The organism is Methylobacterium sp. ARG-1 (assembly GCF_001262595.1).
In the GTDB taxonomy this organism is placed as follows: Bacteria; Pseudomonadota; Alphaproteobacteria; order Rhizobiales; family Beijerinckiaceae; genus Methylobacterium; species Methylobacterium brachiatum.
Genome location: NZ_LHCD01000035.1, coordinates 1 through 12,198 on the forward strand (window position 1 = coordinate 1; position 12,198 = coordinate 12,198).

Below are 12,198 nucleotides of genomic sequence, written 5' to 3' on the forward strand. Positions count from 1 at the left end.
GCAGGAGGAGGACGCGCTGGAGTACCGCAAGCAGCTCGCGCGCCGTGTCGATGCCGGCGAGATGACGCCGGCGCAGTTCGATCACGAGAATGAGCGCGCTCTGCAGCGGCTGAAAGCTCAACGAGGTCGAGCCTGATCAGCGACAGCCTCTCACAGGCCTGCTACAGCAGCGTTCTTCCCGTCAGTGCGCCCCAGGCGTTCGCGACACCGTAAGGCGTGTCGGTGGGTAAGCTCGCGACGACAGGTGCTCTCCGGGCCAGTTCCCCGCAGAACGCCCGTGAAGCCTTGGCCGGGCAGTCGCGTGAGGGTCGGTGCAACGCGGGGGAACTGGACACCGCAAGCGCCGGCCCATGGCCCTTGTTGTGACTAGGTGATGCTTTGAGCGAGAAGGCTGTGTAAGCCTTCCCGCTCAGCCGAAATCAGCGGTTACCGGGAGTCCCGGTCGTTCCACCGGGCTTGGACCCTGAGCCTGCGTCGTTCGCCCCGGTGCTGTTCATCGTGCCGGAGCGGCTCATTCCACCGGTCGAAGGACCACTGCCAGATGCGCCAGGCGACGAGCCGGAACCGGCGTCGTTCGGGCCGGTGCTGTTCGCGGTTCCAGAGCGGCTTGCACCCCCTGGGCTGCCCTCAGCGGCGAATGCCGGGCTGCCAAGAGCGAGGATGACGGCGATAGCGAGCATGGCCTTCATAGACGTATCTCCCGTTGTATCTGCCGATCGGTCGTGAAACTCGCCGGGCAGTTCTTATGCAATTGCGCTTCTGTGAAGCTGTTCCTCAGTTGAAAACGGACCGTCCGCGGGAGGGTCGATCCTGCTGTGGACGAGGCCTGCGTCGACGGCTGCCGAGCCGGTCGCCTCGTCGACCCGGTAATCATGCCGACCCTACGCATCACAACGGCTGGTGGCGCAGAGTTCCGCCTACCAGCCGTCGACAGATCGCTCCTAGTGGCGGTGTTCGCTGCTCGCGCTCATCCGCCTTGGAATATAGTCGCCTGACCGCGACTGCTGACCAAACACCAGCCAGCCGAGGCCGAAGCCGATCGCACCTGCGATGAACAGGCCGGTCATCGTACCGCTGTCCACGTCGCCGACAGCTCGACTGCCCTGCCGGTAATAGCGGGAACCATACTCAGAGGCGTTGTCCCACGCGTCCGAGGCCCTGCTTGTGACATCCTGCAGTGCCTCCCTGGCCTGATCGGCGACGCCAGCACCGCTGCCGGATGAGCCGCCAGTCTGGCTTGAACCGGGGCGGCCGTCTGATCGGCCAAGCGGATCGTGTGAGCGGATGTCTGCCATGGTCAGCTTTCCTCCTGCGCTCGCTTCCGAGCGGCTTGCATGCTCCTCACCCAGCAGAGCGCCTATGACCAGCCAGCGGCCTGGCTTGGCGCTGTGCAGACGTGGGCACACAGAGAGGGAACCGCCGAGTAGCTGAGGTGATCCCTCCAAGTGAAGTTCAGGCGTCGCACCGTGGCTGCACTGGCGCGTCCCCTCAGGTGTAGGGACCACCAAATAGGTCACCGATCGCCTTCCGCCGGAACAGCGTGCGCCATCGCCGCCTCTGATGCTCCGGCCGGTCGTGGATCATGTGGCAGCGCTGGCAGAAGGCCGCGAGGTTGGCGTCTGCGTTGTTGGCGGTGTCGTGATCCCGATGGGCTGCTGCCAGCACGACGTGGGTCCGACGAGCACGGCCGAGGATGTCAGTACCCGACCTGACCCGGATCCGGCGTCCCCAACCATCGCGCCACCGGCCAGCCTCGGCATCCCACCAGCGCCCATCGCCGAGGTGGTAGACCATCTGCCCGTGGGGTCGCCCGCAGCTCTCACACCGGCCCTGGGCCCGGCAGATGCGGATCGCCATCGACAGCTCGCGCCAGTCGATCGGGTAGAAGAAGCGGTGCTCGGGCCGGATCGGCATGGGGGCACTGTGCCACTAGATGTGAAGGAAGCGTAGCATTCGGGCGGCTTTGAGTTCGAACAGGGCTCATCGCATGTCGACGGCGCGCAGGCTTGCTACACACGCATGCGCGAGCTGGTCTTCGGAAGCATGACCTCAACGGTCTGGAGCAGACGCCTGTCTGCTGCTTGATGAGCCCTTGAGGATCTCACCGGATCGGGGCCCATAGGATCCGCCGGCTTCGGCCCTAGTAGCGGATAGTGGCACGCAGGCCGAACACCGCGGCGTTCTTGATCCGATCGCCATCGGCATCGCGTGGGTTGGCGGTGCCGCCGCTCGGCCGGAACACGTATTGGAAGTTCGGCTGCAGGGTGATGCCCGGGGCCAGGACCGCCTGGTAGGTCGCCTCCAGCACGGCCTCGCTGCTGCGTCGAGGACCCGGTACACCGGTCAGGAAAATCGCATCAGTGTCGAACTGTCGTGTACTGCGCGAGATCCGTGACAGGGCGAACGCCACGCCGACCGTGTCGTCGGATCGGCCTGGCAGCAGGCCTTTGTAGCCGATCCCCGCATCGAAGTAGAAGTCGAGCAGGTTGCGGTCGGTGGGCGAGGAAGACACGCGCATGAATACGGAGGCGCCGTCGTTCGGGTCGTCCGGCTCGCGGTACAGCGTCTGGTCGATCATTGCGTAGATGCCGCTGTCGCCGCGGAAGCGCCGCCCAATTCCAATGCTGTCAACGTCCGAGAGTGACCGACCTGATTGATCACGGCTCTGGCTGTTGAAGCGACCGAAATGGTACCAGCCGCCCAGCGTCACGGTCCCGGGTTCGATGTCGTCGTGTGCCTCCAGACCGTAGGCGTAGGCCGCCTCCACGATGACCAGGGCCGAGTCGTTGATGCGAAAGTTCGTGCCCGTGCGGTTGCGCCGTTGCGGATCGGGGTTGTTGTCCCCCCGCGCCGCGCCGGCCGGATCACCATTGAACACGCCGACCTGCAGCGAAAAGTTTCTGTTTGGCACGTACTTGGCTCGGATGCCCGGCGTAGCGAGCGGGTAGATGGGGCCGCCGCTCGGCAGGATGACGGCCATGATGTTGGGCCAGCCGAAGGTCGAGTTGATGAACAGCGTACCGGTCTGGCTGACGGCAAACTCGGTATCGCTGGCAAGCTGGCCGACGCGGATGCTGAGCTGATCGTCGAACAGCCGCTGCTCGAACCAAAGCTCGTAAAGGCGCGAGGACGGCAGCGCCTCAATGGCGCTGACGGTGATGAAGTTGTTAACGAAGTAGCGCGAGATGCCGGTGCCGTGGATCTGGTAGAGGTTGGAGTGGATGATGGCACCCTGCCAGCCGAGCAGCTTGTCGAGGTCGGCGTCGAACTGAACGTCGAGGCGGCCCTCAGCAACACCGCCGCGGCGTGAACCACCCGTCACGTTGCCGAAGCTCTCGCCGATGTAGGTCAGATTGTAACTGATGCCCTTCTGCAGCAGGAAACTGCGCACCCCACCGGGATCACCGTAGGGACCGAGCGGATCCTGGATTGAGGTGGTCAGATTGGCGGATGGCTTGGCTGAGGTGTCTGGCTGGGCCACCGATGTCTGTGGATCGCCACCGGCACCGCGTGGGTTCAGGAAGAAGGGTGTTTCCGACGCGATACGAGCGACCTCGGACAGAGGCGCGAGAAGGTCTTGTGCGTTTGCTGCCTGCCCAGCCAGCACCAGGCCAGCCCCAAAAACGGCCAGCCCTTTGACCCACACCACGTCTCGGACAGCCCGCTTCTGAACCACTCACCTCGTGCTGTGGGATAAAACTCAAAATCCATGACAGCGCTATGGCATGGGCACATCTGGACGCTGATGCCAGGGTATCGCCCAGCTTAACTTGCCGCTCTGAGATCCAGTAGTCGAAAACTGACGTTTGGTACCCACTCACAATGTCGGCTTCAGGTTGCAACCGGACCCTGGCCTTTCACCCTGAAGCAGACATTTCCCTTCGGATCCAAGTCAGTCGACCCTTGTCCGCTAAAATCCGCCGTAAGCCCGCGCCGGGAACACGATCGTCGGGCACCGGTTTGCTGAGGGCCTATCGTAAATCGTTAATACGTGCTGAGCGGTTGAATTTCGATGAACCTTGACCTTTCAAAGGTACTAACGACGGTTGGGCCGGCGGCTTCGATTATTTTCGCCGCGTGGATTTTTGTAGCTTTCCTGCAGACGCGCTACGACGCAGCAGTCGAACGATATCGCGACCTGATTGAAAAATTCAGAACGTCAGACCTTTCTGGAAGCAGGAAGGCCAACATGCGGGATGAGATCCTTAACTATAAACGCCGTTGCGAGTTAATGAACATGGCCATTGGTTGTGGTCTTGTGTCCGCCATGTTGCTGATATCCACAATGATATTTGGTGGTCTGTCGATTGTTTTTCAGGAAAATAATTTTTTGAAGCTTTTGAGTATGGGAACTGCGACGCTGGGATTACTACTAGTCATCGTTGGCGCGATGATCGTAGCCATGGAGGGAAGGATCATCCGCCGCCAAATTCATAGCGAACTGCTGGATATACCAGATTTGGCCCATGGCATTGATCAACAAGCGGGTGCCATAGATGATCCGCGTAGACGCGGACAGGAGCGCGTACCTACGCGGCCGTGAGGCTGCCTCATGGCTTCTACAAGTCTCAGCATTGGTTGCCAGAAAGCAGACTTTCCCAGGGTCTGCTCTGGGTCGTGAGCCGACTGGCTGCTCATGAACACCTGAAGGTAGATGTGCTGATGCGCACGTTCTGGTGACCGGATCGAGCGTAGTGATTTCGCCAAGGCCGCTATCCCCCCTCAGCGGCCCGATCAAGCGGCGCAGTGACCTCACGGGTTGCTGCGCCGTTGTCGTTTCCTCAGACCCGACGCCGTTCGTGCCGCCATAGCGCGACTGCGACCCGCCGGGCCTCATAAGATCGCCGAAGCGGTGTTCCGAGGTCGCCCTGCCCTTCAGGGGCGTAAGCGTAGATCAGAACACCATCCGGTCCGTAGTTTCGGCGCATCTCGGCTCGCCAGAGACCATCCGCTGCGGCCAGCGCGCTTTCTGTGATCGCGAGGCGGCCGAGGTTCGGCGAGATGGAGGGCTGGGCGCTCATGCCCCTCAACGCGCCAATCTTGCGGGAGGTTCGCTAGACCATCTCGACAACCTCAGGGGCGCATGCCTACCTGTGCAGTATGCGCTACGCCCTTGCCGCCGTGATCCTTGCTGCTGCTGCCCGGCCGGCCATGGCGAACATGCCTATGCTCACGTCGTTGCCGTCACCCGCGACGGCTGAGGCGTGCCAGCGATGGGTGACCTGACCGGTATTTTGGACCGAGCCAATTGAGAGGCTACTGCACGGTCGCGGTCATGGGTAGCCGGAAGGCCAGATCTGGGTAGCTGACGGGCGCAGGTGGCCGATAGCCCAGCGACGAATGCGGTCGGACGCGGTTGTAGATGGTTTGCCATAGACCAATCACGATCTGTGCCTCCTTCAACGAGTAGAAGATCTCCTGGCGTAGGCACTCGTCACGAAGCTTGCCGTTGAAGCTCTCACAGTACCCGTTCTCCCACGGGGATCCTGGCGCGATGTACTGGATCTGCGAGCCAGCTTTGGCGACCCATCTGCGCAGCCCCTTCGAGATCATCTCAGGGCCGTTATCGCAGCGGATGTGCTCCGGGATGCCCTGCAGGCACATCGCCTCGGCCAGCGCCTCGATCACGCCGAGGCTGTTGATGCGTCTCGCCACCTTCAGCGCCAAGCAGGCCCGGCTGTGCTCGTCGAGGAGCGTCAGGATGCGCAAGCTGCGGCTGTCGTGGGTCCGCGCCTGCACGAAGTCGAAGCTCCAGACGTGATTGCGGTGGAGCGGCCGTAGTCGCACACATGAGCCGTCGTTCAGCCAGAGGCGGCTGCGGGGTTTATGTCGGCTGGGGACCTTGAGCCCCTCGCGACGCCAGATGCGCTGAACCCGGTCCTTGCCCACCTGCCAGCCGCCTGTCTGCAGCAGCGCGGTGACGCGGCGATAGCCATAGCGCCCGTAATCGGAGGCCAGGGCAACGATGGCCCGGGTCAGCGCATCCTCGTCGGCCGGCACGGTCGGCACGTAGCGCTGCGTGCCCCGGTGCTGGCCGACGATCCGGCAGGCGTGACGTTCCGAGAGGCCGTACTTCTCCCGGATCCCGTCCACCGCCTGCCGGCGTCGCTCGGGGGCTACAAGTTTCCCGAGGCGACGTCCGCCAGCACCTGCTTCTCCAAAGAAAGGTCGGCGACGAGCCGGCGCAACCGAGCGTTCTCACGCTCCAGGTCCTTCATTTTCTTGGCTTGATCGACTTGGAGGCCGCCGTACTCCTTGCGCCAGCGGTAGTAACTCTGCTCGGAGATCGCCGCCTCCCTGCATGCAAGGGCTAAACTCTTACCCTGGGCTGTCTGCACCTCGATCTGCCGCAGCTTCAGCACCACCTGCTCCGCGTTCGTCTTCTGACCTCGCCGCATGTCCGACTCCTTCGGTCCTCGCTGATCCTCTCAATCAGCTCGGTCCAAAGCCAGCCGGTCAGGTCACTGGGACTCCCGGGAAGGAGCCACGACCTGGTTCTGCGACTGCAGGAAGCCCATGATCTTGCCAACCCCATTCCGGATGGCTCTCATATTTTGAGAGAACACCTGAGTGTCCGCCCTGGAAGCATCGCTGCGGAACCCGAAATTGCCGGCCACGCTCTGTAACACCCGAAGCTGATCCGCGGCCATGCCGCTCTTGCGGCCGAGCTGCCCGTGGCTAGACAGGTCGCCGGATAGGCTGTTCAAGCCTGTTGACGATGCCGGCCACCGCTACGCCCGTCCCGAGTTCCGTGACGCCGACCCTCGACTTCCACCTCGCTTGGAAGGATCTAGGAACTGTGTGGACCTGACACCCTCCCTTGGGGAAGTGCCGCCTAGGTCTGCCTAAGTACTTCCACTTGTTGATTGCGGGATCTATCGTTGCACGCTACGGTTGTGTAGCGTGAAGGGATATCCCAATGCAGGCATCCGAATGCTGCATCTTCCGAGTGACGATCGCATCGAGCCTCGGCTGGCTCATCGCACTCGCCATGATGTGGAAGCACGGCGTATTAGCTGCGCTGATCGTCAGCCCTCTGTTCGGAACTGCTGCAGCGGTCGCGGCTATGACGCTGTTCTGGTTCGTGAGCCTGTTCGTCCCGTGTGAGCCGAGGGCTCAGCAGGAAGGTGAGATTGCTCAGCGGCAAGCCTGAGCGCTTAAGGCTCAGCCTCACCGCTGTTTGATCCCGCGGTGTGGTGGTACGGTTGACCACCATGCAGCGAGAGATGCGCTATGGGCCAAATTCTCCACGGCAGCGCCCGCACGACGGAGGCGGTCCGTCGCGCAATACAGCTACGTCAAGAGAGCGTGAGAGGGGCGGCCAAGCGCTACGGCGTCGGCCCGACGACGATCCAGAAGTGGCGCACTCGGCAGACGACAGGCGATGCCGCCAGGGGCTGAAGCAGCCCCGTTCGACGGTTCTGACCCCAGAGGACGAGGCGATCATCGTGGCCTTCCGCCGGCATACTCTGCTGCCGCTGGATGACTGCCTCTACGGCCTGCAGCCGACGATCCCGCACCTGACCCGCTCGTCGCTTCACCGCTGCCTGGAGCGGCACGGCATCAGCCGCCTGCCTGAGATGGAGGGCGACAAGCCCAAGACAAATGGCTTGCTGCCGGTTTCACGGACACCCGGTTTAGGTGTGATGGTGAAGCCGGAGGTGCTCCATGCAGCGTCGCAAGTTCGGGCGTGAGTTCAAGATCGAGGCGGTTCGACTGGTTCGCGAACGTGGTGTCAGTGTCGCGCAAGCGGCGCGTGACCTCGACGTTCACGAGACTGTCCGACGTCAGCACCTGTGGGACAGATTGAGGGTCTTCACGAACGGAGGATGGCTGGTTCATCGTAGCCCCTGAGGAGCGAAGATGAAGCAGACATCCGGACCGGCCAAGAAGCCGGCAGAAGCGGTGATCCAAGACATCCGTCGGGCCACACGTCGGCAGTTCTCCTCCGAGGAGAAGATCCGGGTGGTGCTGGAAGGCTTGCGTGGCGAGGATAGCATCGCCGAGTTGTGCCGACGTGAGGGGATCGCCGCCTCGATGTACTACGGCTGGTCCAAGGAGTTCCTGGAGGCGGGCAAGAAGCGCCTGTCCGGCGACACGGCTCGTGCGGCCACCACGGATGAAGTGCGGGCTCTGCGCTGCGAGACGGGGGCGCTGAAGGAGGTCGTGGCTGATCTCGTGCTGGAGAACCGTCTGCTTAAAAAAGCATGAGCGGGGCTGGGGGCGACGAGGCATGAGGTACCCGGCCCCCGAGAAGCTGGAGATCATCCGGCTGGTCGAGCAATCCCCCCTGCCGGTGCGTGCCACCCTGGACAAGCTCGGCATTACGCGCTCGACGTTCTACCGCTGGTACGACGCTTACCAGCGCGGCGGCCCCGAGGCGTTGAGCGACCAAACTTCGCAGCCGAGCCGGGTCTGGAACCGCCTGCCTGCGGAGATCCGCGAGCAGATCGTTGCCCTGGCTCTGGAGGAGCCTGAACTCAGTCCGCGTGAGCTGGCGGTGCGCTTCACAGACGAGCGGGGCTACTTCGTCTCGGAAGCGACCGTCTACCGGTTGCTCAAGTCTCAGGACCTGATCACCAGCCCGGCCTATATCGTCATCAAAGCCGCCGACGAGTTCCGCGATAAGACCACCGCGCCCAACCAGCTCTGGCAGACGGACTTCACCTACCTCAAGGTCGTTGGCTGGGGCTGGTACTACCTGTCGACCGTCTTGGACGATTTCTCACGCTACATCGTCGCCTGGAAGCTGTGCACGACGATGCAGGCCAGCGACGTCACCGCCACGCTCGACCTGGCGCTGTGTGCAGCTGGGCTCGATCAGGCGCGGGTGATGCAGCGGCCACGCCTGCTCTCCGACAACGGGCCGAGCTACGTCGCCTGCGATCTGGCTGACTGGCTCGGCATTCGGGGCATGACCCACATCCGCGGTGCGCCATGCCATCCTCAAACGCAGGGCAAGATCGAGCGTTGGCATCAGACGCTCAAGAACCGCATCCTGCTCGAATACGCATACTTGCCCGGCGAGCTGGAGACGCAGGTTGCCGACTTCATCGAACACTACAACCATGCCCGAGCCCATGAGAGCCTGAGCAACCTCACGCCCGCTGACGTCTACTTCGGACGCGGCGAAGGGATCCTGGCCAAGCGGGAACGCATCAAGCGCCAGACCCTCATGGATCGCCGCTTGCGCCACCACGCGCAGGCCGCCTAACCTCTCACCCCAAATGGACCAGAGCCTCCGCTCCTGAACTTCGCAGACTGTCCCAAATCATCTGACGACGGACAGCAAAGCATCGCGCCGTCTGGCCGGTGGCCTGGATGTGCTCGGCACTGAGTGTGTCGCGCTCGGGATTCCAAGCTTGGCTCACCCGGACGCCCAGCCAACGCGCACGGGAGGATGAAGTCATCCTGGTCAAGCCTCGCGCCAGCTTCGTGGCCAGCGACCGCACCTACGGGGCAAGGCGCGTCTGGCGCGACGTGCTGGCCGAGGGCATCTCGTGCGGCCTGCACCGCGTCGAGCGGATCATGCGCCAGAACGCCTTGCGGGCACGGCCACGCCGACGCGGGCTGCCGAAGGACGAGGGTGAGCGGGCGACCACGTCACCCAATCTTCTGGAGCGGTGGTTCGCGGCCGATGCTCCGAACCGGAAATGGATCGCCGACTTCACGTATATCTGGACCGCCGAGGGCTGGCTCTACGTCGCCGCCGTCATTGACTTGTTCTCACGCCGTGTCGTGGGCTGGTCGATGCAGACCAGCATGACGGCGCAACTTGTCACGGATGCGCTCGTCATGGCGATCTGGCGCAGGGGCAAGCCGGATGCTTTGCTGCATCGCTCGGATCAGGGCTCGCAATACACGAGTGAAGCCTTCCAGCGTCTAATGGCCGAGCACGATGTGACTTGCTCAATGAGCCGGTCGGGCAATGTATGGGACAACGCGGCGATGGAAAGCTTCTTCTCGTCGCTGAAGACAGAGCGCACGGCCCGGCGGACCTACCGCACGCGGGACGAGGCTCGCGCGGACGTGTTCGATTACATCGAGCGCTTCTACAACCCGGCGCGGCGGCACTCGACCTTGGACTACCTCAGCCCTGTCGAGTTCGAAAACCGAGCCAAGTTAGCTTAGGACGGTGTCCACCAAACCGGCAGCAAGCAAGACGACCTGATCGCTGAGACCGTTCGAGCGATCGGGGTCCCAATCGACTTTGTCATCACAGCTCAGCAGGCTAGGGCCTACAAGCCGGATCACCGTCTCTTCCAACACGCCTACGACACGATGGGTGTCACCAAGGAGGAAACGCTTCACGTCGGGATGGGCCAGGTTACAGACATGAAAGTCTGCCAGGAGCTTGGAATCCGATCCGTGTGGATAGATCGTGTCGGTGAGCCCCTCGACCCTCGCTGGCAACCACATGCTGTCCTGAACGACCTCACCGAACTGCCGCAGCTGTTATCTGCCCCATGAGCCCTTTTCCTGAGGAGCGGAGCTACATCACAGGCGTTGATTAGGAGGCCACTCACGAGAAGTGACCGAGGAACGCCTGAGGGAAGCTGCCATGCAGAAGACTGCTTTGATCGCAGCAGTAAGCTTGCTGTCGATGGGAACCGTCAGCTTTGCCGCTGAAAATCAGGGGACCACCGGTGGCTCGAGCGCCACTCCCCGTATGCAGGGATCACCCAACGCCGCAGGCTTCGGTAAGGCGGAAACGACGGGAACAGCCGGTGCTCAAACACCGGACTCGACGCCGAACCAAGATGGCCGAATGAAAGGTCCACCTAACGCTGCTGGCTTCAAGCAGGATAGCTCGGGTTCAGGATCACCGACGAGCGGTGCTGCGTCAGGCCGTTAAATCTCTACGGCTGGGTGGCAATTTAGCTGCCACCCTGCCGACCTTCGCTTATCCTAGCAGAATGCCACCCGTCGCCGAGGCGGCTAACGGTCTTCTGCATGAACCTGAACAAATCCGATGTCTAGGCACTAGCCGAGACTGACTTATTCCTTGACAGTTGTTGTACACGTAGTCTAGAGATTTCGATTTTTGTTTGAGCTGCCGCCCTCGTAAAGTATTACTGGGTGGGAGCCTGAAAAGCTAACGCCTAGATCAAATTTTGCTGATCCACTCTTTCGAGTGCCTCGGCTCGGATTGGAAACAGAGAAATCGATCGTTGAGCGAGCCGCACATTTTTGTAATGTATAGTTGCAATCTATGCGCATAGTGCCTGGTCGATGAACGTAACGCCGAACTGGCCACTGCGAGATAGCCCTTCGCTTCTCCGCTTGTAGATCTGCTTGCGTGTAGGTCTTGCCATAAAACTGGACTGTTCGTCCATACATATAAGGCACGCCTGCAACCGGACTCACGTTGCCAGATGACCAAATCTGTAGGTATCGGTCAGCGATGAATGCTGTGCGGTCTTTCATCTCCTGAGGACCGATTGCTTTTGCGGGAGAAGCAGAAGCGATGGCAATTACACCAATTGCCGCCATATGTTTTGTGCCAATCATTTGACTGGAGCCTGTCAAAATTGAGAAATCTCATTACTGGTTCAGCCAGCGCATGACCCCTGAGGATGTCTCAGAGGTAGATGCCTGTCTATAACCCCTGCGATCGATTTGCGGAACTCTTTGGCGGAAATTCACATTGCTATTTCGGCTGGATGTATAGTAGTGCTGCGATACATCGGGGTATGCGTCACGAATCACATCTCCATGCTGAGACTGTTTGGTCGCAGAAGGAAATAAGCGATCTTGCTTTTCCGCAAGGGAAGCGGTTCTTTCGGTGGAGGGCTTACGGTTTGGTTTGATTGGTAAGGGAAGCGTTTGCGTTCGACGTGACGTTGCTTCAGCTACTCGTTGTGACAGAAGAGTTCGATCTGTCGTGCCAGAGGCAACCGCTAATGGACGGTTGATTTCTTGGTGAGCTACAAGCTCCGACGCTTCCGGCCGTCGAGGGGGGGTAGCTTGGGCCACAATGGGTTGATCGACCCGTCTCGGGCTCCTTTGCTCCGGCTCGTTGGAAACTCGTTCAGGCGCACTTTTCTGCTTTTCGTCCAGATTGAAAACGAGTGGGGGTAATGGCTGACGAGTAGGCGTCGCCACAGCAGGCTGTTTTACAGGATTAACCCACCCGTTCGCAGCAGAGCGGTTATCGGGTGCCCCCTTTGCCGAACTCTTAGTTGGGCCAGTTGGGGA

At 61.5% G+C, this 12,198-nt stretch carries 9 protein-coding genes and 3 pseudogenes; 7 read left to right on the forward strand and 5 right to left on the reverse strand.

Translation table 11 applies throughout. The features are described from left to right. Nucleotides 1-419: 419 nt before the first annotated feature. The 4 genes from AKJ13_RS32840 to AKJ13_RS24285 form a co-directional block, all read right to left on the reverse strand. A complete protein-coding gene (locus AKJ13_RS32840; protein WP_082317103.1) occupies nt 420-689 on the reverse strand; it encodes a hypothetical protein in 270 nt (89 codons plus the stop codon). 252 nt (nt 690-941) lie between these two features. Beyond that, complete coding sequence (locus AKJ13_RS24275) at nt 942-1,295, reverse strand: hypothetical protein (RefSeq protein WP_050735680.1); 354 nt, start codon at nt 1,293-1,295, stop codon at nt 942-944. Nucleotides 1,296-1,488: 193 nt separating this feature from the next. After that, a complete protein-coding gene (locus AKJ13_RS24280; RefSeq protein WP_050735681.1) occupies nt 1,489-1,914 on the reverse strand; it encodes a hypothetical protein in 426 nt (141 codons plus the stop codon). Between the two features lie 226 nt (nt 1,915-2,140). Next, nucleotides 2,141-3,649, reverse strand: a complete 1,509-nt coding sequence (locus tag AKJ13_RS24285) for a carbohydrate porin (protein ID WP_244471711.1) — start codon at nt 3,647-3,649, stop codon at nt 2,141-2,143. A 363-nt stretch (nt 3,650-4,012) separates the two neighbouring features. Between AKJ13_RS24285 and AKJ13_RS30760 the strand changes: the two genes are divergently transcribed. Then, entirely contained in the window at nt 4,013-4,543 is a 531-nt protein-coding gene (locus AKJ13_RS30760) for a DUF2721 domain-containing protein (RefSeq protein ID WP_082317104.1), read from the forward strand. 713 nt (nt 4,544-5,256) lie between these two features. Here the strand turns inward: AKJ13_RS30760 and AKJ13_RS24290 are convergent. Beyond that, a protein-coding gene (locus tag AKJ13_RS24290) for an IS3 family transposase (RefSeq protein WP_144426369.1) occupies nt 5,257-6,398 on the reverse strand; the annotation gives its coding sequence in 2 pieces (ribosomal slippage) (nt 5,257-6,131 and nt 6,131-6,398; 1,143 coding nt in all). Between the two features lie 521 nt (nt 6,399-6,919). Between AKJ13_RS24290 and AKJ13_RS24305 the strand changes: the two genes are divergently transcribed. The 6 genes and pseudogenes from AKJ13_RS24305 (at nt 6,920) to AKJ13_RS30775 (ending at nt 10,470) form a co-directional block, all read left to right on the forward strand. Then, the gene (locus AKJ13_RS24305) at nt 6,920-7,153 is read left to right on the forward strand and encodes a hypothetical protein (RefSeq protein ID WP_050735685.1); all 234 of its coding nucleotides are present in this window, start codon (nt 6,920-6,922) and stop codon (nt 7,151-7,153) included. A gap of 80 nt (nt 7,154-7,233) precedes the next feature. Further along, nucleotides 7,234-7,601: pseudogene (locus tag AKJ13_RS24310) on the forward strand (IS481 family transposase); the annotation flags it as partial. A 67-nt stretch (nt 7,602-7,668) separates the two neighbouring features. Next, a pseudogene (locus AKJ13_RS31600) lies at nt 7,669-7,791 on the forward strand (transposase); the annotation flags it as partial. Between the two features lie 72 nt (nt 7,792-7,863). Continuing rightward, nucleotides 7,864-9,214, forward strand: a protein-coding gene (locus AKJ13_RS24320) for an IS3 family transposase (RefSeq protein WP_144426370.1) whose coding sequence is annotated in 2 segments (ribosomal slippage) — nt 7,864-8,201 and nt 8,200-9,214 — 1,353 coding nt in all. Because the reading frame shifts where the segments join, the coding sequence is not laid out codon by codon here. A gap of 74 nt (nt 9,215-9,288) precedes the next feature. Continuing rightward, nucleotides 9,289-10,131: pseudogene (locus AKJ13_RS24325) on the forward strand (IS3 family transposase); the annotation flags it as partial. 36 nt (nt 10,132-10,167) lie between these two features. Continuing rightward, nucleotides 10,168-10,470, forward strand: coding sequence for an HAD family hydrolase (locus AKJ13_RS30775; RefSeq protein ID WP_082317107.1), 303 nt, complete (start codon nt 10,168-10,170; stop codon nt 10,468-10,470). Nucleotides 10,471-12,198 lie beyond the last annotated feature (1,728 nt).

Excerpts from the sequence above, each read along its gene's own strand:
- AKJ13_RS32840 (WP_082317103.1), bottom strand. The coding sequence starts at position 689 with ATGAAGGCCATGCTCGCTATCGCCGTCATCCTCGCTCTTGGCAGCCCG.
- AKJ13_RS24275 (WP_050735680.1), bottom strand. The coding sequence starts at position 1,295 with ATGGCAGACATCCGCTCACACGATCCGCTTGGCCGATCAGACGGCCGC.
- AKJ13_RS24280 (WP_050735681.1), bottom strand. The coding sequence starts at position 1,914 with ATGCCGATCCGGCCCGAGCACCGCTTCTTCTACCCGATCGACTGGCGC.
- AKJ13_RS30760 (WP_082317104.1), top strand. The coding sequence starts at position 4,013 with ATGAACCTTGACCTTTCAAAGGTACTAACGACGGTTGGGCCGGCGGCT.
- AKJ13_RS24305 (WP_050735685.1), top strand. The coding sequence starts at position 6,920 with ATGCAGGCATCCGAATGCTGCATCTTCCGAGTGACGATCGCATCGAGC.